Source organism: Curtobacterium sp. MCLR17_036, assembly GCF_003234445.2.
In the GTDB taxonomy this organism is placed as follows: Bacteria; Actinomycetota; Actinomycetes; order Actinomycetales; family Microbacteriaceae; genus Curtobacterium.
Map to the genome: position 1 here is coordinate 1231715 of NZ_CP126269.1, position 24923 is coordinate 1256637.

Consider the following 24923-nt stretch of genomic DNA (forward strand, 5'->3'; position numbering starts at 1 on the left):
GGGTCGCGTTCTGCGGCGTCCCCACATCGAGGAGTCACACTTGGCAATCCCACGCACAGCACACCTGACGACGCTCGGCGTCGTCATCGCGGTCGGCCTGAGCTGCACGATCGGCGCGTCCGGCGCCGTCGCGGCCCCTGCGTCGGTCGCCACCAGCACCCCGGCGCCGGCGTCGAGCCCCGACACGACCGCCCGATCCGTGCAGGCCGGCATCCCCGCGCCGGTCGTCCAGAGGATCGACACCGACCCGAACGGCACACAGCGCATGCTCGGTTCCGCCGGTACCGACCGGGTCGAGGTCCTCGACGGCGACACCGTCGTGACGGCGTGGCCGGGGGGATCGGGCCTGTTCTCCATCGCCGTCCCCGCCCGGTTCAAGGACACCCCGCTCACGATCGTCGCCTCGCGCACGGTCGACGGCGAGGTCCTCCGTTCCGCGCCGGTGGCACTGCCCCGCACCCTGCAGGTCGACGACGTCACCAAGTCGGTGGTCCGCTTCGTCCCGGGGCGCCACACGTTCGCCGGCACCGCGACCGCCGGGGCGACCATCACGGCGAAGGACGCCGACGGCACCGAACTCTTCTCCACCGAGGTGCCGACGTCCAAGACCGCGGCAGGCCGCTGGGCCACAGAGGTGGACCTGTCCGACGAAGCGCACGTCGTGGACTTCACGCAGACCGTTCGGGGTGGTGCGACGACCACCATGCGCGGAGTGTCCTTCCTCCCCGCGTCCGACGAGACGATCGCGCCGCCGACGGTCGACGTCGTGGACCGCGGCGTTCGTGGGCAGTTCTTCGTGCAGGGAACCGTCGCGGGTACTGCGGTGGTCACCGTCGGTGACGAGGAGTTCACTGCCGAAGCGAATGTGGAAGGCCGTTTCGTCGTGGACGTCCCCGCCCGCCTCGTCGGCCGACCCGCGACGATCGCCGCGAGGACGTTCTCCGGTACGTCCACCCCCGTCGCGGTGTCGCTCGCCGCGGCGCCGGTGGATGCGTCGATCGCCGCACCGACCGTGCGGGACGTCTTCAACCTGCCGGACGGTCGCATCATGGTGACCGGCGACCCGCACGCGCCCGGGGCTATCTGGTTCATGCACGGTGACCGCGTCGTCGCGGGGACGTCGCCGGACGGCGGGTTCTCGTACACGATCGGGTCCGAGTACACCGACCAGCAGGTCGACATGGCCACGATGCAGTTCGGCACGATCTCGGAGCGGACCGCCCTGCCGCGCCTGCTGTCGGTCGACGGGGTGACCGACCACGAGAACTCCTTCGTGCCGGGCCCGCAGACGTTCACAGGTCGGGCGGAGGCCGGTGCGACGGTCACCGCGCGCGACGCCGACGGTACGGAGTTGTTCTCGGTCGAGGCCTCGGGTGCGAAGGCGGGTGTCGGCAGCTGGTCCGCCGAGGCCGACCTGTCTGCCGGCTCGCACGAGCTGACGTTCACGCAGACCACCCCGGACGGGCGGACGTCGGTGATGCAGGACATCGGGTTCACCTCGGAGGACGATGCCCCGGTGGCCCCGGTGGTCGTGACCGCGCCGGCCGAGGGGGCGACGGTGACGTCGAAGCGCCCGGTGTTCGAGGGCACGGGTGCCGAGGGTGCTTCGGTCGTGGTCAAGGGGTCGAGCCGTCAGGTGGCGACGACCACCGTGGCCGACGGCAAGTGGTCGGTGCCGGCCGACTTCGACCTCGGGAACGGTGAGTACCGCCTGTGGGTCACGCAGACCCCGACCGGTGGCGCAGCGCCGACGACGGTCGAGGTGTCGTTCTCCGTGCGGCACGCCGCCGTCGCGCCGGTCGTGGTGACCGGGCCGACGGAGGGGTCGACGGTGACGTCGAGGCGTCCGGTGTTCGAAGGCACGGGTGCCGAGGGTGCCACGATCGTGGTGAAGGGGTCGAGCCGTCAGGTGGCGACGACCACCGTGGCCGACGGCACGTGGTCGGTGCCGGCGGACTTCGACCTCGGGAACGGTGAGTACCGCCTGTGGGTCACGCAGACCCCGACCGGTGGCGCAGCGCCGACGACGGTCGAGGTCTCGTTCACCGTGCGGCACGCCGCCGTCGCGCCGGTCGTGGTGACCGCGCCGACCGAGGGGTCGACGGTGACGTCGAAGCGTCCGGTGTTCGAGGGCACCGGTGCCGAGGGCGCGCAGATCGTGGTCAAGGGGTCGAGCCGCCAGGTGGCGACGACCACGGTCGAGGACGGCACGTGGTCGGTGCCGGCGGACTTCGACCTCGGCAACGACGAGTATCGTCTGTGGATCACGCAGACCCCGACCGGCGGTGGCGCGCCGACCACGGTCGACGTGACGTTCCGGGTCGCTGCGGGCTGACGCCCCCGCGACTGACGCACCTGTCCGTCTGACGCGCCGGGCACCCTCGTCACGGGGGTGGCCGGCGCTGTCCTGCCCGGGGTGCGTGTCGGCCGTCCCGGGCAGGATGGGGCACGTCGTCGGCGCTCGATCGGTGCTTCGTCGGATCGGTCACGGCGTGTCGAACGCGTGTTCGACCAGCGCTGTCCACGGATGTCGGACGCGGTTGACATCATCGAACACATGTTCGAATATGAGGGCATGCAGACGGCCGCCGCACTCCGGTCGCCCGCCCCCGACCGGGGCGGGCGGAACGGTGCAGCACGCGGCGGCGGCGGTGGTGTACGGCGGGGGAACGACCACCTCGGCGACGCCCGCGCGGCCCTCGACCGCATCACGTCGCTGCGCTCCCGGGTCGCCGACATGGAGTCCACCCGGGTCGACACCGCCGGGCTGCCCACGGCACCGGCCCTCGAACCGCTGCTGCCCGGCGGGGCGATCCGCGTGGGTGGCACGTACGCCGTGCCCGAGTCCGTGCTGCTCGCGATGACCATGCTGCAGGCGGCCTCGGCTGCAGGAGCGTGGTGCGCGGTGGTGGGTGTGCCGTCCTTCGGGGTCGAAGCCGCGGCCGCCGCGGGGATCGACCTCGAACGGCTCGTGCTCGTCCCCGACCCGGGCGACCAGTGGCTCGCGGTGACGGCGGCGATGGCCGACGTCGCGCAGATCGTCCTCACCCGGCCGCTCGGCCGGGTCGTCCCCGGGGACGTGGCCCGACTGTCCGCCCGGCTGCGGCAGCGGGGCGGCGCGCTCGTCGCGCTCGGCGCCTGGCCCGGAGCGGACGTCACGCTCCGGGTCACGTCCTCGACGTGGAGCGGCATCGGGCAGGGGCACGGCCACCTGACCGAGCGCCGCGCCACGGTGACGGCCACCGGGCGAGCCGGTGCGGTGCGCCCGACCAGCACCGAGCTGCTGCTGCCCGCTGCGGACGGAGCGGTCCGCGCCGCGGTCCCCGTGCCGTCGGTCGGTTCCGGCGACGGACGGGTCCTGCGCCCGGTGGCGGTGGCGTCGTGATCGCCCGCGGTCGCATCCGCGCCGACGCGATCGCCCGCGGCGGTGCCGTGCCGGAACCGCCCCCGACCCGGACCATCGTGCTCTGGTGCCCGGACTGGCCGGTGATCGCGGCTGCCCGCGCCGCCGGGGAGCCCCCGGAGCAGCCCTTCGCGGTCGTGTCGAAGGGACTCGTGTTCGCGAGCTCCGCCTCGGCCCGGCAGCACGGCGTCGTCCGGGGGCTCCGCGTGCGCGAGGCGCAGGCGCGCTGCACGGAACTCGTCGTGCAGCCCTACGACGACGCCCTCGACCACCGCGCCTTCGAACCCGTCATCCGTGCGGTCGAGGCAGCCGTGCCGGGGGTCGAGGTCGTGCGGCCGGGGACTCTCGCCCTGCGCTCGCGCGGCCCCGCGCGGTACTACGGCGGCGAACGCGCCGCGGCGGCCACCCTCGCCGGGATCGCAGCCGACCACGGCGCGCCGGCGGTGCGGGCGGGGGTGGCGGACACCCCGTTCGCTGCCGAGCAGGCGGCACGCGCGCGACCCCTCCGCCCCGGGGAACGCGTGCGGATCGTGCCCGTGTCCGGATCGGCCGACTTCCTCGCGGACCTGCCCCTCGGCGTCCTCGGCGACCCCGAGCTCGCGACCGTGCTCGACCGGCTCGGCATCGGCACGCTGGGGGACTTCGCGGCGCTCAGCGACGAGCAGGTCCGCGACCGCTTCGGGGTGGCCGGTGCGTTCCTGCACCGGCTGGCCGGCGGCCGCGACCCGCGCGAGGTCGCGGCGCGCGAGGTCCCGCCCGAACTCCGGGTCGAGGCGTCCTTCGAGCCGCCGCTCGACCGTGCCGACCAGATCGCCTTCGCGTTCCGGCGCTCCGCCGACGACTTCGACGCCCGGCTCCGGGCCGCCGGACTCGTCGCGACGACGATCCGGGTCGGGATCGTCGACGAACGCGACGTCCTGCTCGAACGCACCTGGGCGCACCCGCGCTGGTTCGACGCCGCCGACGTGGTCGACCGGGTGCGGTGGCAGCTCGCCGGCGGGGTCGACCCGACCGGGCTCGAGGCACCGGTCACGTCGGTCGTGCTCGAACCCGTCGCGGTCGACGACGTGGCGAACCACGAGCGCGGGCTGTGGGGCGCCGGCCCCGACGAACGCGTGCACCACGGGCTCGCCCGCATCCAGGGCATGGTCGGCCACGACGGTGTCGTCAGCCCCAGGATCGGCGGCGGTCGCACCCTGTCGGAGCGCGTGGTGCTCGTCCCGTGGGGCGACGCGCCCGCGGGTGGAGAGCGCGCGCTGGCCACCGTGCGCGACCGCCCGTGGCCGGGCAGGCTGCCGGGGCCGCCGCCGGCCACGGTCCTCGAACGTCCCCGCCCGGTCGACGTGGTCACCACCGGCGGCGCGAGCGTCGACGTCGACGAGCGCGGGGCGCTGTCCGGTCCGCCGGAGCACTTCCGCGCCGAGGGCGACCGCGGGGGCGGGTTCTCGGCGGTCACCGCGTGGGCGGGGCCGTGGCCGCTCGTCGTGCGCTGGTGGGAGTCCGGCGGACGCCGACTGCACCGGCTGCAGCTCGTCGACGCCGAGGGGCGTGCCTGGTACCTGGTGCTCGCCGACCACCGCTGGTGGGCAGAGGCGATCGCCACGTGAACCGACCCGAGAGCAGGACCTGATGGGCTACAGCAACCCGGCCATCCCGTGGTCGCAGTTCGAGCGCGCCCTGTCCGACAAGCGGAGCCCCGGCACCGCTCACGACGGCGACGGCGGCGACAGCCCCGCGTGGTCGCGCAAGCGTGAGCGGTACGTGCCGACGACGCTCGACACCGACGACGCCCCCGTGGTGCCGTACGCCGAGCTGCACGCGCACTCGACCTTCAGCTTCCTCGACGGCGCGAGCCAGCCCGAGCACCTGTTCGAGGAAGCTGCCCGGCTGCAGCTGCACGCCCTCGCGCTCACCGACCACGACGGCTTCTACGGCGCCGCCCGGATGGCCGAGGTCGCCGAGGCGTACCCCGCGGTCGGCACCGTCTACGGCACCGAGCTCTCGCTGGGGTTGACCGAGCCGCAGAACGGCGTGCCCGACCCGCAGGGGTCGCACCTGCTGCTGCTCGCCGACGGCCAGGACGGCTACCACCGGCTCGCGGGCGCGGTGACGAGCGCGCACCTCGCCGCCGGGTCCGAGAAGGGCAGCCCGCGGTACGACCTCGACGAGCTCGCGGCGCGCGCGGACGGCCACTGGCGCGTCCTGACCGGCTGCCGGAAGGGCACCGTCCGGCAGGCGCTCGAGCAGGGCGGCGAGCCGGCGGCCGAGACCGCCCTGCGCGTGCTGCTCGACCGGTTCGGCACCGGCAACGTCGTGGTGGAACTGCTCGACCACGGCGACCCGCTCGACAGCGCCCGGAACGACGCCCTGGCGACGCTCGCCGAGCGGTACGCGCTGCCCCTGGTCGCGACCGGCAACGTGCACTACGCCACCCCGGACCGCTTCCCGGTGGCGACGGCACTCGCGGCGGTCCGCGCCCGGCGCAGCCTCGACGAGATCGACGGCTGGCTGCCGGCGGCAGACACCGCGCACCTGCGCTCCGGCGTTGAGATGACCCGCCGGTTCGGGCGGTACCCGGGGGCGATCGAGAACACCGTCGCCCTGGCCGACGAACTCGGGTTCCGGCTGCGCACGGCGAAGCCCGGGCTGCCCGACATCGACGTGCCGGACGGGCACACCGCGATGTCCTGGCTCCGCGAGCTCACCTGGGAGGGTGCGCGACGCTTCTACCCGGGCAGCGCCGACGGGGTGGAGCCCCACAAGCGGGAACGGATCGAGCGCGAGCTGTCCGTGATCGAGGACAAGAACTTCCCCGGCTACTTCCTCATCGTGCGCGACATGGTGCAGTACGCCCGTGGGCGCGGGATCCTCTGCCAGGGGCGGGGGTCCGCGGCGAACTCGGCGGTCTGCTACCTGCTCGAGATCACCGCCGTCGACTCCATCCGCTACGGACTGCCCTTCGAGCGGTTCCTGTCGGCGATGCGCGACGAGGAACCCGACATCGACGTCGACTTCGACTCCGACCGGCGCGAAGAGGTCATCCAGTACGTCTACGACAAGTACGGCCGGTACAACGCCGCGCAGGTCGCCAACGTCATCACCTACCGGCCGAAGGGCGCCGTGCGGGACATGGCGAAGGCGCTCGGGCACAGTCCCGGTCAGCAGGACGCCTGGTCGAAGCAGGTCGAGCGGTGGGGGTCGGTGACCGAGAGCCAGGACCACGACATCCCGCCCGAGGTCGTCGGTCTCGCGAGCGACGTCCTCGGCTTCCCCCGGCACCTCGGCATCCACTCGGGCGGCATGGTGCTCACCGACCGCCCGGTGGGCGAGGTCGTGCCGATCGAGCACGCCCGGATGGACGGCCGCACCGTGCTGCAGTGGGACAAGGACGACTGCGCCTACATGGGCCTGGTGAAGTTCGACATGCTCGGCCTCGGCATGCTCGCCGCGCTGCAGTACTCGTTCGACCTGGCGGCGGAGCACTGCGGGGAGCGCTGGGAGATGCACTCCATCCCGAAGGAGGAGCAGGGCGTCTACGACCAGCTCTGCCGCGCGGACACGGTCGGCGTGTTCCAGGTGGAGTCCCGCGCGCAGATGGGCACCCTGCCCCGGCTGCTCCCGCGACGCTTCTACGACCTCGTCATCGAGGTCGCCCTGGTGCGCCCCGGGCCGATCCAGGGCGGCGCCGTGCACCCCTACATCCGCCGCCGCACGGGCGAGGAACCCATCACGTACATGCACCCGGCGCTCGAGCCGGTGCTCGAACGCACGCTCGGGGTGCCCCTGTTCCAGGAGCAGCTCATGCAGATGGCGATCGCGGTGGGCAACTGCTCCGGTGACGACGCCGACCTGCTGCGGCGGGCGATGGGCTCCAAGCGCGGGCACGAGAAGATCGACCGGCTCCGCGACACGCTCTACACGGGCATGGCGGACAACGGCATCCACGGGGCGGACGCCGACGCGATCTACGCCAAGATCCAGGCGTTCGCGAACTTCGGCTTCGCGGAGAGCCACTCGATCAGCTTCGCCCTCATCGTCTACGCGAGCGCCTGGATGCGCCTCCACTACCCGGGAGCGTTCCTGGCGGCCCTGCTGCGGGCACAGCCGATGGGCTTCTACTCGCCGCAGACCCTGGTCGCCGACGCCCGACGGCACGGCGTGCAGGTGCTGCGACCGGACATCCTGCGCTCCGGCGTGGACGCCACGCTCGAACCGCTGCCCGACGGCTCCCTCCATCCCACCGGGCAGGACGCCTGCCTCGCCACCGAGCAGCCGCCGGTGCTGCCCTTCGACAAGGCGCTCCCGGACGACACCGCAGAGCACCGTCGCGACGGCGCCTTCGCGGTGCGGCTCGGGCTCGCCGAGGTCGCGTCGCTCAGCCGGAAGACCGCCGAGAAGATCGTCGCCGAACGCGACGCGCACGGCCCGTACACCGACATGTCCGACCTGGCCCGCCGCGTGGGGCTCACCACGGCGCAGCTCGAGGCCCTCGCCGCAGCGGACGCCTTCGCGCCGTTCGACATCGACCGTCGCGGGGCGATGTGGTCGGCGGCGCAGGCCGCGGCCGAGCGGCCGGACCAGCTGCCGGACACGCAGGTGGTGGTGCAGCCGCCGCTGTTCGGGCAGATGACCAGCGGCGACGTCCTGATCGCCGACATGTGGTCGACGGGCATGACGACCGACGACCACCCGGTGCGACACGTCCGTGACCGGCTCGCCGCCCGACGCGTGCTCACCGTGCAGGACACCGCCACCGCCGAGACCGGGCGTCGTGTCGAGGTGGGCGGCATCGTCACCCACCGTCAGCGACCCGCGACGGCCTCGGGCATCACGTTCCTGAACGTCGAGGACGAGACCGGGCTCGTCAACGTGATCTGCAGCGTCGGGGTCTGGGGCCGGTACCGGCGGGTGGCTCGGGAATCGCCGGCGGTGGTCGTCCGGGGGATCCTCGAGCGCTCACCGGACGGCGTCGTGAACCTGGTGGCGGACCGCATCGAGCACCTGCCGCTCGCGGTCCGCACCCGGTCCCGCGACTTCCAGTGAGCGGCCCTACTCGACCTCGGGCAGGCGGACGGTGACCTCGAGCCCCCCGGAACGGACGTTCCGCAGGGCGGCGGTCCCACCGGCACGTTCGGCCACGGCGCGCACGATCGCGAGGCCCAGTCCGGAGCCGCCCGGCATCGGGATCGCGCCGGTGGTCGGGTCCGGGTTCGCCCGCGAGGTCCGCGCCTCGTCCGGACGCGTGAACCGGTCGAAGGCCACCGGGATGAACGACTCCGGCACCCCCGGCCCGTCGTCCGTGATCTGCAGGACGCCTTCGCCGTCGGTACTGCGCCAGGACACGAAGACGCCACCGCCGCGGGGGAGTGCGGCGACGGCGTTGCCGGCCACGTTCGTCACGAGCTGCGCCATGCCGCCGGTGTCGATGCGGTAGCGCGGTTCGGTGTCGCCGCCGGTCGCCGGTGCCTCGAGGTCGAAGTCGACCGTGACGTCCTTCGCCGAGGCGATGAGGCGGACCCGGTCCACGGCGGCCATCACCTCGTCGCCGAGGTCCGACCAGCCGGTCTCCGGCTGCCGGTCGCCGTCCTGCTCCCGCCGCTCGGACTCCTCGATCCGCGACAGGGCGAGCAGGTCGTTCGCCAGGCGGGACAGCCGGGCGACGCTGTGCTTGGCGCGCTCGATGTGCGCGGCCAGGGCGGCGGCGTCGTCACCGTCGAGCGACGCCAGGTCGAGCTGCGTGGTGAGGATGGCGAGCGGGGTGCGGAGCTCGTGGCTCGCGTCCGAGACCATCTGCCGCTCCCGCTCGGTGGCCTGGCGGGTCCGGGCCAGGAACGCGTTGAGCGTCGTGGCGAGCGAGGCGAGCTCGTCCTGGGCCGGTCCGACGGGCAGCTCGGCGCGCTCCGGGGCGACGGAGAGCCGCTCGGCCTCGCGGCGCATCCGGTTCACCGGGCGCAGTGCAGCGGTGGCCAGGACCCACGACGCGATGCCGAAGGCGACGAGGATCGCGACCCCGGTGAGCGAGAGCGTCGAGGTCAGGTCGTCGACGACGATCGCCTCGGCCTGCGAGTTGCGTGCGGCGACGACCGTCCAGCGGCCGACCTCGTTGACGGGGTGCTCGACGACGACCCGGTACTCCGAGCCGGAGACCCGGATGATCGACGTGCCGGCTGCGGTCGAGGTGAGGCTGCCGAGGGCGCGCTCGACCCGGTTCGGCATCGTCGACAGCACGATGTCGCCCTCGGGGGAGACCACGGCGACGAGCTGCAGGTTGCCCGGCGGCGACAGGTCGGGGTCGCTGTCGACCTCGAGCGTCGCGACGTAGGGGTCGGCGTCCGCGTCGAGCAGGGTGCGGGTGGCGCTCGCGACGACGCTCACCACCTGGAAGCGCATCACCAGGACGAGCAGGACGATGACGACCGCGGCGATCGCCGTCGAGCCGATCGTGATCCGCGCGCGCAGGGACAGCAGGCGGAGCGGCCGGACCGGGCCGCGGCGCCGAGGCTCCGGCGCCGACGTGGCAGAGGGCCCGCTCACGCCCCGATGAGGTCGAGCCGGTAGCCGCGGCCGCGGACCGTCGCGATGGCGACCGTCGCCTCGTGCGCGGTGAGCTTCTTGCGCAGGTACGAGATGTACTGCTCGACGACGTTCGGGTCCACGTGCTGCGACCCGTCCCAGACCTCTTCGAGGATCTTCGGCCGGTCGACGACCGTGCCGGCGGAGCGGGCGAGCAGTCGGAGCAGCGAGAACTCGGTGGGGCTCACGGCGACGCGCTGGCCCTTGATGGCGATGCGGCGGGCCTCGGAGTCGATGGAGACGTCACCGACCTCGATCGTGCGGGGCGCACCGGCCGACTCGCGCCGACCGAGCGCGCGGAGGCGGGCCGTGAGCTCGGCGAAGGCGAAGGGCTTGGTGAGGTAGTCGTCGGCACCGGCGTCGAGTCCGAACACCCGGTCGTCGACCGCGTCGCGGGCGGTGACGAGGAGGATCCGGACCGGGTCCTCGCGCTCACGGATGCGCCGTGCGAGTTCGAACCCCGACATCCCCGGCATCATGACGTCCACGACCGCGAGGTCGAAGGCCTGCTCGCCGAGGGCGATGAGCGCCTCGACCCCGTTCTCGACCGCCGTCACGCGGTACCCCTCGGCGGCGAGACCGCGCTCCATCAGGGCACGCATCTCGTCGTCGTCCTCGACCACCAACAGCCGCATAGTGGACCTCCTCGGACCCATCGTGGCATCGAACCGGCCCCCGGGTCCGCTCTCGGGGCCGAAGTCGCTGAATCTCGTCACAGCAGCGGGCGGAACGGTCTGTCCCGCGTTCGTGGGTCGTGAGGCCGGAGACCCTTCGTTGCTAGGCTCGCGCAGCGGCGGACGTGGCCCGAAGCGTCGGCCGCTGCAACGGGGGAGCACCATGGACCACTCGACCGACCATCCGGCCATGGCGCGGCTGCGAGCAGAGCTCGACGCCGCGTGGAAGGGCATCGGCTCGCTCGGCGACCTCGAGGACGCTCCGCGCGACCGCGTCGTGGCGGAACTGCGCACCGCGGTGCCGGACGTCGCGAGCCGCGCGGCCCGCGCGGTCGGTTCCGAGGCCGTCGTCGCCGAGATCGACCGCTACGCCGGTGTCGGGCTGCCCGGCTCGGACGACGCCGTCCCGGCCGCGGTCATCTGGGGCGACGTCGTGAAGACCGCGGCCGCGGCGGCTTGGGCGACGAGCGACCCGTGCACGACCGGCTGAGCCGAGCGACCCGTGCACGCCCGGCCGCGCAGAGCGGCCCGCGTGCGCCCGGCCGTGCAGAGCGACCCGTACACGCCCGGCTGAGCCGAGCGGCCCGTACACGCCCGGCCCGCAGAGCGGCCCGCACACGCACGAGCGGCCCGTACACGCCCGGCCCGCAGAAGGGCCCGCGCGCGCCCGGCCGCGCAGCGCGGTCGTGCAAGCCGCCGGGCACACAGAGCGGTCAGGCCGACCGGCCGGCGCACGACCGGTGCGGCTCAGTCGTCCTCGCCGAGCAGTTCCTCGCGCACGCGCCGGATGTCCTCGAGCAGGGCGCCGATGAGCACCCAGTGCCGTGAGTTCGGTCGGACCACCTCGAGCGGAGCGGTGAGCGCCGGTTCGACCGCCTCGGGCACCGGGTCGGTGGCGGCGGTGGAGGGGTCGAGCCGTGTCGACTCGACGCGGGCACTGAGCGCCCGGACGTCGGCCCCGATCCGGGCGACCTCGGTGGCGATGCCGCCGACGACGGGGTCGGCGCGCAGGTCCGGTGCGGTGGTGTCCCGGATCGCGCGGGTCATGCCGGTGACCCGGGTCACGAGCACCCGCAGGTGCTCGGCGATGACGACGTCGCGGTCGAGGATCGTCCGGTGGCGGCCGCCGCGCGGGTTCATCGTCAGGGACTCCCGTGCGGCGTTCAGCGACGCCTCGGCCTTCGCGTGCTGCTGCCGCAGCGCGCGGGCCCGCACCAGGGCCTCGTGCCAGCGATCGTGGTCCCACCCCTCGGTCAGTCCGATGGCGACGCGTTCGAAGGCCGCGGCGGTGTCCCGGGCCAGGCGTGCGACGGCCAGGTGGGCGGGCTCGAGCAGGACCGGAGGCACGATGAGGGCGTTCACCACCAGCGCGACGACCGCGCCGATCACGGTCTCGAGGATCCGGTCCGCCGAGTAGTTCGGCGTCACGACCCCGGCGGTGAGTACGAGCATGCCACTGATGCCGACCTGGGTCGCCGACGTCGGGGTCAGCCGCAGGGCCCAGGCGATGAGGATCGCGAGCACGATGACGAGCAGCACCACCCAGACGGCGTCGCCGAAGAGCAGGTGGAAGCCGGTCGCGAGCACGACGCCGAGCACGACCCCGGCGCTGCGTTCAAGGCCCTTGACGAACGATTGGTTGATGCTCGGTTGGACCACGAGCAGGGCGGCGATCGCGGCGAAGGTCGGGAACGGCCCGTCGATGACGATCCGGCAGAGCAGCACCGCGGCGACCACCGCGACGGCGGTCTTCACGACCTGCAGGAACGGCGTGCGACTGGAGCTGCGGAGGCGCGCGACCGGGTTCACACGGACCACGCTAGCCACGGCCCGCACGCCGAGCCGTGCACGAACGCGACGAAAACGCCCGGACACGGTTGACTGTGGTCGTGTGGCCCAACCATGAGCGCGTCATCCCGCAGGCCTTCGCCGGCTCCGGGACCTCCGTGGTGGCCGCGCGGGCGCACTCGGTCGAGCCCTCCGGCAACGGCTACCTGTACGGCTACGAGGTCGACACCGTCGACCGGAACGGCCAGCCGGCCACGGTCCTGACCTACGTCGACACCGGCGGCACGCACGACCAGAACAGCGCCATCGTCACCGACCCGACGACGGGTGAGCCGGTCTCGGTGTGGGCCTACCCGAACGACCCGGGGCTGCCGGTGCTCGCGCAGGTGACCTACCGCGACGCCGTGGCCGAGCTGCTCACGACGCTCGGCATGCCCGTCACCGACCCGGTGCTCAGCGTCGCGGCCTACCGACCCGGCAAGCGCGCCGTCGTCCGGGTGGACGCCCCCGAGCGCACCGTCTTCCTCAAGGTCGTCCGGCCGCACCGCGTCGCGCCGATCGTCGAGTCGCACGAGCAGTTCGTCGCCTCGGGGCTGCCGGTCCCGCGGGTGTTGTCGAGCCGTGGTGACGGGCTCCTGGTGCTCGAACGGATCCGCGGCGTGCCGGCCGGCAGCCGCATCCTCGACATCGCCGACGACCCGCGCTTCGTCGCCTCGCTCGCCGCCCTGAGCGGTCGCGTGGCGACCGTCCCGATGACGCAGCAGGCCCGCGCCGACGCGATGGACCACGCCGACTGGCACCGCCGCACGCTCGTCACGGCGTTGCCGCAGGACGCGGAGGAGATCGACCGCCTGTACGACGCCATCGGACGCCGGTCGATCGGGTGGACGAACGCCACGAAGCAGGTCGTGCACGGAGACCTGCACCTCGAGCAGGTCTTCGTCGACGAGGACGAGCCGTGGCGGATCTCCGGCCTGCTCGACATCGACACCGCCGGCTGGGGCTTCCCGGTGCGGGACATCGGTGCGGTCGTCGCGCACCTCGTGGTCACGGGGCTGTGGCACCGCTCGCGTGGCGACGCCGACCGCGGGGCCGCCGCCGAACGCCTCGCCGATGCGATCGCCCGCGACTGGGTGGCCCGCAACCCGCGTGAGTCCGACCGCATCGGGCCCGCCATCGGCTCACAGCTGCTCGCCCACGCCGGTGGCCAGGCCACCACCGGCTCGGCGAACGGGATCCAGACCGCCGAGCAGCTGCTGGCCGCCACCCGTGCTGCCCTGGCCGAGGCGTCCCCGGTCCTGCCGTCCGGCGGCACGGTCCGGCCGCGGTCGGCACCGCGCGTCTGACCCGGGGAAGCGACGGACACACGCGGAACGGCAGCCGGAAGATGTCGCCCCTGCGGGGTGATCGTGACCGGTGGCCGGGGACGCTGTCACGAACGCGACAGGTGCACGCGGAACGTTCGTGGGAACCTGTCGCCTTCGCAGGGTGGTCGCGACCGGTGATGGTCGGGAGGCGCGGGGCGGGGCGGACACGGGCCTCCCGTCCGGCGCATGGGACTCTGTCGCGAATGCGACAGGACCACGCGGAACATTCGCGGGGACCTGTCGCCTTCGCGGTGTGGTCGCGACCGGTGGCGGTCAGGAGGCGCGGGGCGGGGCGGACACGGGCCTCCCGTCCGGCGCCAGGGGACTCCGTCGCGAACGCGACAGGCGCACGCAGAACGTTCGCGGGGAGCTGTCGCTCTCGCGGAGTGATCGCGACAGACAGGGGTGCGACGCGCGCGGGTGGCGCGCCGGTCGCCTCCGTCGGGGGTCCGGGAGTAAACTGACCGCGCACGCACCGCGTTCCCGCGTGCCGCGTCGATTCCGGACGCAGCCGTCGGTCACTTGACCGACGCGGGGACCGGGCCGTGACCGCCTCCTGGGGGCGTCGCGTGCGTGTGACGACGCCGGATCCCGGCGCGGACCGTCGCACCCGGTGCCGAGCAGGCGCTCGCGGTGGAACGGTCTGCGGGAGTCCACCGGACGTCCCGATGCGGGGACCGGCGTACTGGCGGGCCACGGTGGCCCGCGGAGACACCGGAGCCGCGACGGGCGCCGGTGCAGGACTTCCCGCCCACGGGCGGCTCGCCCGCACGAACGGGCGGAACAGGAGGAGCGTTGGCTCGATCAGGCACCCGGCGAGCTGCCGGCGGGACGCGGACCGCGTCACGCCGCACCCGGCCGCTGGACAACGACGGCGTGATCCCCGTCCTCGCCCGCGCGGTGCGCGAGGTCGAGGCGGCGGCGCAGCGCGGACCGCTCAAGGCGTCGAACCGGACGAAGTTCCAGGCCGTCGCCCTGCTCATGCGTGAGGAGCGCGCGCGGGTGAAGGCGGACACCGACCTCACCGACGCGCAGCGCGCCGAGCAGCTCAAGCGGCTCGACGGCGTGGCGACGATCCTGGCGAAGACGGCGGCGCGGGACACCAGCGTGATCCAGCTCCTCGCCGAAGAGGTGCAGGTCTCCGAGGCGACCCGCGCGGTGAAGCGCGACATGATGATCGCCGGCGGCATGGAGCTGCAGCCGGAGGACCTCGTGATCGCGGCGGAACCGGCTCCCATCGTCGAGACGCCGGTGCGCGCGGTCGTGCCGCAGGCCGTCGTGCAGCGCCAGCTCGCCAACCCCTTCATGGCCCCGGACTTCGCCCTCGCCGACCAGCCCGTCGCGCACCCGCGTCGCCTGGCGAACTGGGAGCTGTTCGGCCCGCTGTTCAAGTCGTTCGAGTACGGCGCGGGCGGGGGAGCGGCGTCGATGCCGCTGCCGGAGCCGACGTCGCTGCACTCGCGCTCGGGCACCACGCTCATGAAGCACCAGGCCGAACTCGTGGCCGCCGCGTCGCAGGGGCACCGGACGTTCCTGCTCGCCGACGAGCCGGGCCTCGGCAAGACAGCGCAGTCGCTGCTCGCCGCCGACGCCGCGAACGCGTTCCCGCTGCTCGTCGTCGTGCCGAACGTCGTCAAGACGAACTGGGCGCGTGAAGCCGAGCGCTGGGTGCCGAACCACCGCGCCACGGTCATCCACGGGGACGGCAACGACCTCGACGGGTTCGCCGACATCGTCATCGTGAACTACGAGATCCTCGACCGGCACGCCGGCTGGCTCGGGAACTTCGGGTTCAAGGGCATGGTCGTCGACGAGGCGCACTTCATCAAGAACAAGGACTCGCAGCGCGCCCGGTTCGTGCTGCAGATCGCCGACCGCATCCGGCAGCGCACCGCCGCGCCGCTGCTCATGGCGCTGACCGGTACGCCGCTCATCAACTCGGTCGAGGACTTCCGCACCATCTGGGAGTACCTCGGCTGGATCGACGACAAGAAGCCGCGCGCGAAGCTCATGAACGAGCTCGAGGAGATCGGCCTGACGCCGGCCGACCCCGGGTTCTTCGTCGAGGCCCGCCGTGCCGTCATCGACCAGGGCATCGTCCGACGTCGCAAGGTCGACGTCGCCGCGGACATCCCGGCCCGCCGGATCGCCGACATCCCCGTCGAGCTCGACGGGGACGAGGGCCGCTCCATCCGCGACGCCGAGCGCGAGCTCACCGCGAAGCTCGTCCGTCGCTACCACCAGGCACTCGACGCCCGTACCGGGCAGGACCCGGTCGTCGGCATCGACCACAAGCTCGTCCGGCAGGTCGCACGCTGGGAGCTCGAGGACCAGGACGCCTCGTCGACCGGCGAGAACGTGTTCTCGATGGTCCGCCGCATCGGTCGCGCCAAGGCGCAGCTCGCGGCCGACTACGCGGCACAGCTCGCCTCGAACGTCGGCAAGGTCGTGTTCTTCGCGAAGCACCTCGACGTCATGGACCAGGCGGAAGAGGTCTTCGCCCGCCGGGGACTGCGCACCGCCACGATCCGCGGCGACCAGACCCCGGCGCAGCGCACGGCCGAGATCGACGCGTTCGTGAACGACCCCGACGTCGCCGTCATCGTCTGCTCGCTCACCGCGGCGGGCGTCGGCCTCAACCTGCAGGTGTCGTCGAACGTCGTGCTCGCCGAGCTGTCGTGGACGAGCGCCGAGCAGACCCAGGCGATCGACCGCGTGCACCGCATCGGGCAGGAAGAGCCCGTCACCGCGTGGCGCATCATCGCCGCGCAGACGATCGACACGAAGATCGCCGAGCTCATCGACTCGAAGGCGTCCCTGGCCGCCCGTGCGCTCGACGGATCGGACGAAGAGGTCGTCGACTCCGGCGACATCCAGCTCGACGCGATGGTGGCGCTGCTGACCGAGGCGCTCGGGGGCTAGCGCGCGGCGCACATCGGTCTCGAACGACCGAAGTCCGTCCGGACCACGCGATCACGCGGTTCGGACGGACTTCGGTCGTGCGGGGCTCCGCCGCTCAGATGCGGGACTGCACCTCGGCGAGCGAGGGGTTCGTCGCGGTGCTGCCGTCCGGGAACACCAGGGTCGGGACGGTCTGGTTGCCGCCGTTGACCTCGGCGACGAGCTCGGCCGTGCCCGGCGTCTGCTCGATGTCGACCTCGGTGAAGGGCACGCCGGCCTTCGACATCTGGTTCTTCAGCCGGGCGCAGTAGCCGCACCAGCTCGTCGTGAACATCGTGACCCCGCCGGCGTCGGGGGTGAACTGCTCGCGGGTGATCGTGTCGCTCATGGCAGCAGGCTAACCCCTTCTCCTGAGGGACTTGCGGCGCTTGTTCTACATAGGTAGGTTGAGCGCATGGAACCGATCCGACGCGTGACCGCCCCCACGCTCGACGTGCTCGAGGCGCTGCTCGCCGGCGACGGGCCGACCTGGGGGCTGCTCGTCATCAAGGCGACCGGCAGGCAGGCCGGCACCGTGTACCCGATCCTCGAGCGGCTCGAGCGACAGGGGTGGGTGGCGTCGTCGTGGGACGACGACGCCGACCGCCCCGGTCCGCGCCGACGGTTGTACGAGTTCACCGCGGACGGCGTCGTCGCCGCGCAGGAGCTCGTCGCCGCCCGCCCCGCGGCCGCGGCGTCCGCCCGGGCGGCCCGGCCGTCGAGCCGGCCGGTGACCCCGTGAGCGCGCTCGACCGCGTGCTGCTGCGAGCGGCCCTGGCGGCCTCGCCGGCGACGCACCGCGCTGCACGTCGCGAGCAGTGGACCGCCGACGTCCGCGACGCCCGCGAACTCGACCTGTCGGCGACCGCACTCGCCTTCGGCGCCCTGACCACCGCGCTGTTCCACCGACGCGCACCGCACCGATCGTCCTGGGGGGACTCGATGACCACACTGCCCACGCCCGTCCGCGCCGCACCGCACACCATCCGCACGATCCCCGTGCTCATCGCTGTCGCCGTGCTGTCCTTCGTGGTCGCCGCCGGCGTCCTCGCACTCCTGCAGCGGTACAACGGCCTGCCCGAGGCGCGTCCGGTGTTCGACCTGGTCGGCGTCGGGCTGGCGGTGGTGCCGGGCCTCGCCGTCGCGACGAGCCTGCTGCTGGCGTCCGGCGTCCCGCGTCGGCGTCGTGGCCTCGGGGCGATCGCGACACTGGCCGTCGCCGCCGTCTGGTGGGCGATCACCAACGGGACGCTGCACGTGCCCGGGTACGGGTCGCTGCAGGTCGGCCTCGTCGCCGACGGGTTCCTCGCGGCCTGGCTCGTGACGCTCCACCGCCCACGGTGGACGCTCTCGCTGCTCGTCCTGCCGTTGGTCGCCACCGTCGTGGTCACCCCGCTCGCGAACGCGGTGACCGCCGTCGGGCTGTCCTACTCGGTCATGACCCTCGTGTGGTGGGCCGGACAGCTCGTCCCGTTCCTCGTCGCCGTCGTCGCCGGGGTGGTGGCCTCGCGGTTCTCCACAGATGCGCCGGTGGTGGTCGAGCCGCACGGTGAAGCCCTGGTAGACAAGAGCGTGTGAGCGACACACACCTCGAGATCGAGCGCACCTACGACCTGCCGGCGGGCGGTGCGCTGCCCGACCTCGTCGGGGCGGGTGGCATCATCCGCACCGAGCACCAGGAGCCGTTCGAGCTCGACGCGACCTACTGGGACACCGAGCGCTACGACCTCGTGGCCTCACGGGTGACGGTGCGCCGCCGCACCGGGGGCCCGGACGCCGGATGGCACATCAAGCGCTCCGAGTCGGACACGGTGCGGCACGAGCAGCACTTCCCGCTGACCGACGACGCCGACACCGTGCCGACCGAGGTCCTGGCCGCCCTGTTCACCGAGCGTCGCGGCCGCGGCCTGCGCCCCGTCGTCCGCATCACGACGACCCGCACCGTCACCCGGCTCCTCGACGAGGACGGCGACCAGGTCGCAGAACTCGCCGACGACCAGGTCACGGCCCAGCGGCTCGACGACGACGCGCCCGAGACCCCGCGCACCTGGCGCGAGGTCGAGGTCGAGACGGTCCCGGGCGTCGACGCCCAGGTCGCGCACGAGCTCTTCGCGGCACTCGACGGACGCTTCGCGGCCGTCGGTGCCGGCCCCGCCGCCGTCGCGTCCAAGCTGGCACGCGGGCTGGCCGGCGCACCGGCGCCGCGCCTCCGCACCGAGGAGAAGCCGGACAAGGGCACGACCGCGCGCGTCCTCGCGAAGCGGTTGCGGAAACTGCGCTCCGCCCTGCTCGGCCAGGAGGCCCGGCTCCGCTCCGGCGACACCGCCGACCTCCGGCAGACGGCCGCGACCACGCTCGAGATCGCCGCGATCCTCGACTCGTACCGCCCGGCGTTCCCCGACGGCGACGCCGTCGACCGCGCCGCCCAGGCCGCCGACGACCTCGCCGCCGTCACCGCGCGCGCCGCGCTGGCCGAGTACCTCATCGACCGTCTGCCGCGTGCGTCCACGCCCGCGCAGGACGACCTCATCGACGCGATGACCCGCGAGCGCATCCTCGCCTCCACCCGGGAACGCCGCGACCAGGCCGTGCGGGACGTCGTCGCCTCGCTGCACGGCGAGCCCTTCCTCGAACTGCTCGACGCCCTCGACGACGCCGTGGAGCGCCCCGCGCCGACGGAGTGGTCCCTCCGCTCGCCGAAGAAGGCCGCGCAGGACGTCGTCGCCGTCGTCAAGCCGCACGTCCGCGAGCTCGTGCAGGCCGCCGTGGCCGACGACGTCTCGGACACCGCCGCCGAGCGCGAGGCCGCCGACCGCGCCACGACCGAAGCCGCCTGGCAGGCCACGATGCGTGCCCGTCTCGCGATGGACGTGCTCGGCGACGACGCCTTCCCGCACGCGCTCTGGAAGCGCATCGGGACCGCGGCCGACGTGCTCACCGAGCGGGTGCGCTCCCTGCACGCCCTCGACACGCTGCGGACGAACGCGGCGATCGCGGAGCGCGGGGGCGAGGGCACGTTCGGCTACGGTGTCCTCGCCGGCGACCGGGTGCGCCTGGCGGACGAGTCCTACGACGAGGCGGTGCACGCGCTCAACCGCGTGTGAGTGCCCTGCGCACGGTGCGTGCGCTGCGTGGTGCCGCGTGCAGCGTGCTGCGTGCCGCTGGCGCTGCGTGCCGCGTGCGCTGCGTGCCGCGTGGGCGGCGCCGCGCTCGCTCGCTCGCTCGGTGAGCAGAAGAGGTCGGGTCCCGCGTCCGGACCCGACCTCTTCTGCTCACCAAGTGCGACGGAGCGTGCTCAGCCGGCCGCGATCGGGCTCGCCGAGGCCGCCGCGGGCGTCTCGTCCGCCAGCCCGAGCACGTCGAGGAGCCAGGCGAGCTCGAACGCCCGCTCCTTCCACGACGCGTAGCGACCGCTGACGCCGCCGTGGCCGGCGGACATCTCGGTCTTCAGCAGGACCGGTGCTCCGACCTCGCGCAGCTTGGCGGTCCACTTCGCCGGCTCGACGTAGAGCACGCGGGTGTCGTTGATCGAGGTCACCGCGAGGATCTGCGGGTACTGCACGTCGTCGCGGACGTTCTCGTACGGGGTGTACTCGCTCATGTAGCGGTAGACCTCGGCGTCGTGCAGCGGGTCGCCCCACTCGTCCCATTCGATGACGGTGAGGGGCAGGTCGGGGTCGAGGATGCTCGTCAGGGCGTCGACGAACGGCACTGCGGCCAGGATGCCGGCGAACCGCTCGGGTGCGAGGTTGGCGACCGCACCCATCAGGAGCCCTCCCGCGCTGCCGCCCTCGGCCACGAGCCGGTCCGCGCTCGTCCGGCCGGACTCGATCAGGTGCTCGGCGACCGCGACGAAGTCGGTGAAGGTGTTCTTCTTCGTCAGGGTCTTGCCGTTCTCGTACCAGTGCCGGCCCATCTCGCCACCGCCGCGCACGTGGGCGACGGCGAACACGACCCCGCGGTCGAGCATCGACAGGCGCATGACGCTGAAGCCGGGGTCGATCGAGTGCTCGTACGAGCCGTAGCCGTACAGGTGCAGCGGTGCGGGCGTGCCCTCGTCGACGGCGTCGCGGCGCCACACGAGCGACACCGGGATCCGGGTGCCGTCCGCGGCGGTCGCCCAGTCGCGCTCCTGCACGTAGTCGGCGGGGTCGTACCCGCCGAGCACCGGCTGCCGCTTGAGGACGGTGACCTCGCCCGTCGCCAGGTCGAGGTCGCTCACCTCGGACGGGGTGACGAACGACGTGAACCCGATGCGCAGGGTCGGCTGCTCCCACTCGGGGTTGCCGCCGAGACCGGCCGAGAAGAGTGCCTCGTCGAACGGGACCTCGTGCGCGTCGCCGTAACCGTCGCCCTCGATCGGGATGATCGCGATGCGGGGGAGCGCCTCGGAGCGGTACTCGAGCGCGAGGTGGCCGGCGAAGGCGTCGACCGACTCGATGCGGCGTTCGCTGTGGTGGGCGACGACGACGCGGCGGTCGCGGTCCGAGGTCGGGTCGTCGGCGGGGACGTCGACGAGCTCGAAGTTCTCGGCGCCGTCGTTGTGCAGCACCAGGAACCGGTCGCTGCCGCCGACGATGGCGTGCTCGATCTCGTACTCGACGCCCTCGCGGCGGGGCCAGACGACCTGGAACTCACCGGTCGGGTCGGCGGCGTCGAGGACGTGCGCCTCGGACGTGATCTTCGAGCCGAGCTCGATGACGATGTACTGCGAGGACCGGGTCACGCCGACCCCGACCCAGTAGCGGTCGTCGGGCTCCTCGAACACCAGGACGTCCTCGGTGGCGGCGGTGCCGACCGCGTGCCGCCAGATCTTGTCGGGACGCCAGGAGTCGTCGACCGTGGGGTAGAAGACGTAGCGGCCGGCCGGGTCGAACGTCGCGCCGGCCCCGGTGTTCGGGATCGCGTCGCCGAGGTCGGTGCCCGAGGCCAGGTCGCGCACGTGCAGGGTGTAGCGCTCGTCGCCCTCGACGTCGATGCCGTAGACGAGTCGGGTGCCGTCGTCGCTGATGTCGTAAGTGCCGAGCGAGAAGAACTCGTGGCCGTCGGCCAGGGCGTTGCCGTCGAGGACGACCTGCTCGCCGGGGAGCGTCGACTCACCCTCGGGCACGACGGGCGGGGTCCAGTCGTCGGGGCCGGCGATCGGCGCGCGGCAGTGCACGCCGTACTGGCTGCCCTCGGCGGTGCGGGTGAAGTACCACCAGTCGCCCATGCGCACCGGGACCGAGAGGTCGGTCTCCTGCACGCGGCTCTTGACCTCGTCGAAGACGCGGTCGCGCAGCGCTGCGAGGTGGTCGGTCGCGGCGGCGGTGTGCGCGTTCTCGGCCTCGAGGTACGCGAGGGTGTCGGGGGACTCCTTGTCCCGCAGCCACTCGTAGTCGTCGACGAAGTCGATGCCGTGGTGGGTCCGCGTGACGGGCCGCTTGGCGGCGCTGGGCGGGGTGGCCTGGGTGTGCTCGCTGCTCACCGTCCCACCCTATTCGAGTGCCCCGACGCAGGCCCTGCCTCCGCCCGCGCTCACGCCGCCGCGCCGCGCTCGCACACGGCGGCGTGCACGCGCTGCTCGAAGGCCTCGAGCTCGGCGACGACGGCGGGTGCGACCCAGGCCCGGTCCCGTCGGCGGCGGGTGACGGGGCGGAGCACGCCGGCCCGGACGAGGTCGTCCGTGACGCGGTCGGGGTCGACCCCCGGCACCAGGTCCTGCAGGTGGTCCTCGGTCAGGACCGGATCGGCCGCGAGGGCCCGTCCGACCGCGGCGTGCGGGGCGGCGGCGCACGGCCCGGCAGCCCGGTCGGCCTCGTGCTCGGCGAGCAGCAGCGCGGTGAGCGAGGCCTCGTCGCACACCGTGCCGAGGGCGAGTGCGAGGTCCACCACGAACTCGTCGACCCGGCCCGCGCGGTAGCGCTCCAGGTGCCGGAAGTAGCGCTCGCGGTCGGCGGCCAGCGCGGTCGCGATCGGTGCGGTGACGGTGGTCGTGACGCCGCGCCGCCGCAGGACCGCGCCGATCAGGGCGCGCCCGATGCGACCGTTGCCGTCGGTGAAGGGGTGGATCGACTCGAACTGCGCGTGGGCGATCGCCGCCTGTGCGACCGGGTGCAGGTCGACGCGGTGCACGAAGGCGAGCAGGTCGGCCATGAGCGGTGCGACGAGCTCGGGCGGCGGCGGGACGTACGTCGCCAGCCGGGGCGTCCGGCCGCCACCGATCCAGTTCTGCACGTCGCGCCAGCGGCCGGCGTACCGACCGTCGACGGGGTCGTCCCGCATGAGCCGCCGGTGTGCGTCGAGCAGGGCGGCCTCGGTGACGGCGCCGGAGTCGGCCGCGGCGACGAGCCCCTCGACGGCCCCGGCGGCGCGGACGACCGCGGTGGCACCCGGGTTCGCCCGGATCCCGACGAGTGCCCGTGCCAGGTCGTCGACCGAGGCCGACTCGTCCTCGATCCGGGACGACGCCAGGGCCTCGGTCCGGCCGAGCACGAGGCCGAGCGGCGCGAGGCGCGATCCGTGGTGGACGTCGAGCGAGCGGAGGGCGGCGGCGCTCCGGTCGAGCAGCGCCAGCGTCCGGGTGTCCGGCCGCCACCGGGCCCGGGCGATCCGTGGGGGCAGGGCGACCCGGACGCTCGTCAGCTGACGGTCTGCTCGAGGGCCCCGGGACGCACTGCGCCACGGTCGGTCGGCGTGCCCGTGGACGGGCCAGGTCTCGCTCCGGTGTGCCATGCGGCGACGCTAGGGCCTGCCGCACGCCGGACGCCAGGCATCGGTATTTCGCAGCCACGACGAGCACGAGCACGAGCACGAGCACGAGCACGAGCACGAGCCCGAGCCCGAGCGCGCGCACGCGCACGCGCACGAGCACGAGCACGCGCACGCGCACGTACGCGGCCACGCGAACGCGCACGCGCACGCGCACGGCCGGACACCCGCGCCCGGCCACGACGACGGTGCCCTCGCGTAGCGTCGGTGGCATGAGCAACTCCTTCGCGATCACCGGTGCCCACGTCGTCCCCGTCGCCGCCCCCGCCTTCGACGGTGGTGCCGTCGTCGTCGAGGACGGCCGCATCACCGCCGTCGGCCCCGACGTCACCCCGCCCGAGGGGATGCCGGTCGTCGACGCCGCCGGTTCCTGGCTGCTGCCCGGCTTCGTCGAGTCGCACGGCCACGTCGGCATCCACGAGGAGGCGAACGGCGAGGCCGGCAACGACACGAACGAGATGACCGGCCCGAACATGGCCGGGGTGCGGGCGATCGACGCCGTCGACATCGACGACGAGGGCTTCCGTGACGCGCTCGCCGGCGGGATCACGAGCATCGTGGTGAAGCCCGGCTCCGGCAACCCGATCGGCGGGCAGACCGTCGCCATCAAGACGTGGGGCGGCCGCACGATCGACGAGCAGCTCATCTCCGACGCGGTCAGCGTGAAGAGCGCCCTCGGCGAGAACCCGAAGCGGGTCTACGGCGGCAAGGGCCAGACCCCGTCGACCCGGCTCGGCGTCGCGAAGATCATCCGCGACGCGTTCGTCGAGGCGCAGAACTACAAGGCCGCCCGCGATGCCGCAGCCGCGAAGGGCGAGCCGTTCACCCGCGACCTCACGAAGGAGACGCTCGTCCGGGTGCTCGACGGCGAGCTCGTCTGGGACCAGCACACCCACCGCCACGACGACATCGCGACCGCCGTCCGCCTGTCCGAGGAGTTCGGCTACCGCCTCGTCGTGAACCACGGCACCGAAGCGCACAAGATCGCCGACCTCCTCGCCGAGAAGGACATCCCCGTCATCTACGGTCCGCTGTTCACGAGCCGGTCGAAGGTCGAGCTGCGCGACCGCGGCATCCCCAACCTCGCGACGATCGCCGCCGCCGGCGTCCGGGTCGCGATCACCACGGACGCGCCGGTCGTGCCGATCAACATGCTCGTCGACCAGGCGACCGCCGCCGTGAAGGAGGGCCTGCCGGCCCAGACCGCGCTCGAGGCGCTGACGGTCAACCCGGCGGACTTCCTCGGCTTCGGCGACCGCGTCGGCCGCCTGGCGGCGGGCTACGACGCCGACCTCGTCCTGTGGGACGGCGACCCGCTCGACGCGTCCAGCCGCGCGACGCGCGTCTGGATCGACGGCCGGCCCGTCTTCGAGTGGGCCGACGGAGCCGGGGTCACGACACCGCGCTGGTGACGCCGTGGAGCCCGGG

Annotated in this window: 17 protein-coding genes; 11 read left to right on the plus strand and 6 right to left on the minus strand. The window is 73.4% G+C overall.

Annotated features, from left to right (window positions below):
• Positions 1-40: 40 nt before the first annotated feature.
• From DEI99_RS05860 to DEI99_RS05875, 4 genes are all read left to right on the plus strand, one after another.
• Positions 41-2335: a hypothetical protein gene (locus DEI99_RS05860; protein WP_111040659.1), complete on the plus strand. Its 2295-nt coding sequence runs from the start codon at positions 41-43 to the stop codon at positions 2333-2335.
• A 222-nt stretch (positions 2336-2557) separates the two neighbouring features.
• A complete protein-coding gene (gene imuA' / locus DEI99_RS05865) occupies positions 2558-3385 on the plus strand; it encodes a DnaE2-dependent mutagenesis accessory factor ImuA' (protein WP_258369186.1) in 828 nt (275 codons plus the stop codon).
• Positions 3382-5010, plus strand: coding sequence for a DNA polymerase Y family protein (locus DEI99_RS05870; RefSeq protein WP_111040658.1), 1629 nt, complete (start codon positions 3382-3384; stop codon positions 5008-5010). Before imuA' ends, DEI99_RS05870 begins: the two co-directional genes overlap by 4 nt.
• Positions 5011-5032: 22 nt before the next feature.
• Positions 5033-8446: an error-prone DNA polymerase gene (locus DEI99_RS05875; RefSeq protein WP_111040657.1), complete on the plus strand. Its 3414-nt coding sequence runs from the start codon at positions 5033-5035 to the stop codon at positions 8444-8446.
• Between the two features lie 6 nt (positions 8447-8452).
• Here DEI99_RS05875 and DEI99_RS05880 read toward each other — a convergent pair whose 3' ends face one another.
• Together DEI99_RS05880 and DEI99_RS05885 are read right to left on the minus strand one after the other, a co-directional pair.
• Positions 8453-9937 (minus strand): sensor histidine kinase, encoded by a 1485-nt coding sequence (locus DEI99_RS05880; RefSeq protein ID WP_111040656.1) that lies wholly within the window; start codon positions 9935-9937, stop codon positions 8453-8455.
• Positions 9934-10611: a response regulator transcription factor gene (locus tag DEI99_RS05885; RefSeq protein ID WP_071257435.1), complete on the minus strand. Its 678-nt coding sequence runs from the start codon at positions 10609-10611 to the stop codon at positions 9934-9936. Before DEI99_RS05885 ends, DEI99_RS05880 begins: the two co-directional genes overlap by 4 nt.
• 229 nt (positions 10612-10840) lie before the next feature.
• Here DEI99_RS05885 and DEI99_RS05890 point away from each other — a divergent pair, with 229 nt between their 5' ends.
• On the plus strand, positions 10841-11140 hold the full coding sequence (locus tag DEI99_RS05890; RefSeq protein ID WP_181434330.1) for a hypothetical protein: 300 nt from the start codon (positions 10841-10843) through the stop codon (positions 11138-11140).
• Positions 11141-11397: 257 nt separating this feature from the next.
• Here the strand turns inward: DEI99_RS05890 and DEI99_RS05895 are convergent, their stop codons facing one another.
• Positions 11398-12459, minus strand: coding sequence for an FUSC family protein (locus DEI99_RS05895; protein WP_111040654.1), 1062 nt, complete (start codon positions 12457-12459; stop codon positions 11398-11400).
• 80 nt (positions 12460-12539) lie between these two features.
• Here DEI99_RS05895 and DEI99_RS05900 point away from each other — a divergent pair, with 80 nt between their 5' ends.
• Complete coding sequence (locus DEI99_RS05900) at positions 12540-13784, plus strand: phosphotransferase enzyme family protein (protein ID WP_146247052.1); 1245 nt, start codon at positions 12540-12542, stop codon at positions 13782-13784.
• A gap of 816 nt (positions 13785-14600) precedes the next feature.
• Positions 14601-16727 (plus strand): DEAD/DEAH box helicase, encoded by a 2127-nt coding sequence (locus DEI99_RS05905; protein ID WP_181434329.1) that lies wholly within the window; start codon positions 14601-14603, stop codon positions 16725-16727.
• Positions 16728-16821: 94 nt separating this feature from the next.
• On the opposite strand, the gene DEI99_RS05910 is transcribed toward DEI99_RS05905, so the two are convergent.
• Positions 16822-17094: a mycoredoxin gene (locus DEI99_RS05910; RefSeq protein ID WP_071257451.1), complete on the minus strand. Its 273-nt coding sequence runs from the start codon at positions 17092-17094 to the stop codon at positions 16822-16824.
• 66 nt (positions 17095-17160) lie between these two features.
• Between DEI99_RS05910 and DEI99_RS05915 the strand changes: the two genes are divergently transcribed.
• Genes DEI99_RS05915 through DEI99_RS05925 form a run of 3 tightly spaced genes read left to right on the plus strand, consistent with a single transcriptional unit; the run spans position 17161 to position 19849 of the window.
• Positions 17161-17487, plus strand: a complete 327-nt coding sequence (locus tag DEI99_RS05915) for a PadR family transcriptional regulator (protein WP_111040652.1) — start codon at positions 17161-17163, stop codon at positions 17485-17487.
• Positions 17484-18323, plus strand: a complete 840-nt coding sequence (locus tag DEI99_RS05920) for a hypothetical protein (RefSeq protein WP_111040651.1) — start codon at positions 17484-17486, stop codon at positions 18321-18323. Before DEI99_RS05915 ends, DEI99_RS05920 begins: the two co-directional genes overlap by 4 nt.
• Positions 18320-19849, plus strand: coding sequence for a CYTH domain-containing protein (locus DEI99_RS05925; RefSeq protein ID WP_111040650.1), 1530 nt, complete (start codon positions 18320-18322; stop codon positions 19847-19849). The genes DEI99_RS05920 and DEI99_RS05925 overlap by 4 nt, the downstream gene beginning before the upstream one ends.
• A 191-nt stretch (positions 19850-20040) precedes the next feature.
• Here DEI99_RS05925 and DEI99_RS05930 read toward each other — a convergent pair whose 3' ends face one another.
• Both DEI99_RS05930 and DEI99_RS05935 read right to left on the minus strand, forming a co-directional pair.
• Positions 20041-22212 carry a S9 family peptidase gene (locus DEI99_RS05930; RefSeq protein WP_111040649.1) on the minus strand — a complete coding sequence of 724 codons (2172 nt, stop codon included), beginning with the start codon at positions 22210-22212 and terminating at the stop codon, positions 20041-20043.
• Between the two features lie 50 nt (positions 22213-22262).
• Complete coding sequence (locus DEI99_RS05935; RefSeq protein WP_111040648.1) at positions 22263-23459, minus strand: Fic family protein; 1197 nt, start codon at positions 23457-23459, stop codon at positions 22263-22265.
• Between the two features lie 248 nt (positions 23460-23707).
• Between DEI99_RS05935 and DEI99_RS05940 the strand changes: the two genes are divergently transcribed.
• Positions 23708-24907, plus strand: a complete 1200-nt coding sequence (locus DEI99_RS05940) for an amidohydrolase (protein ID WP_111040646.1) — start codon at positions 23708-23710, stop codon at positions 24905-24907.
• The last annotated feature ends 16 nt before the right edge of the window (positions 24908-24923 follow it).

Bases quoted from the DNA above. Each gene is read 5' to 3' on its own strand.
- DEI99_RS05885 (WP_071257435.1), bottom strand. From the start codon at position 10,611: ATGCGGCTGTTGGTGGTCGAGGACGACGACGAGATGCGTGCCCTGATG.
- DEI99_RS05910 (WP_071257451.1), bottom strand. From the start codon at position 17,094: ATGAGCGACACGATCACCCGCGAGCAGTTCACCCCCGACGCCGGCGGG.
- DEI99_RS05935 (WP_111040648.1), bottom strand. From the start codon at position 23,459: ATGGCACACCGGAGCGAGACCTGGCCCGTCCACGGGCACGCCGACCGA.
- imuA' (WP_258369186.1), top strand. From the start codon at position 2,558: ATGTTCGAATATGAGGGCATGCAGACGGCCGCCGCACTCCGGTCGCCC.
- DEI99_RS05875 (WP_111040657.1), top strand. From the start codon at position 5,033: ATGGGCTACAGCAACCCGGCCATCCCGTGGTCGCAGTTCGAGCGCGCC.
- DEI99_RS05915 (WP_111040652.1), top strand. From the start codon at position 17,161: ATGGAACCGATCCGACGCGTGACCGCCCCCACGCTCGACGTGCTCGAG.
- DEI99_RS05940 (WP_111040646.1), top strand. From the start codon at position 23,708: ATGAGCAACTCCTTCGCGATCACCGGTGCCCACGTCGTCCCCGTCGCC.
- DEI99_RS05890 (WP_181434330.1), top strand. From the start codon at position 10,841: ATGGCGCGGCTGCGAGCAGAGCTCGACGCCGCGTGGAAGGGCATCGGC.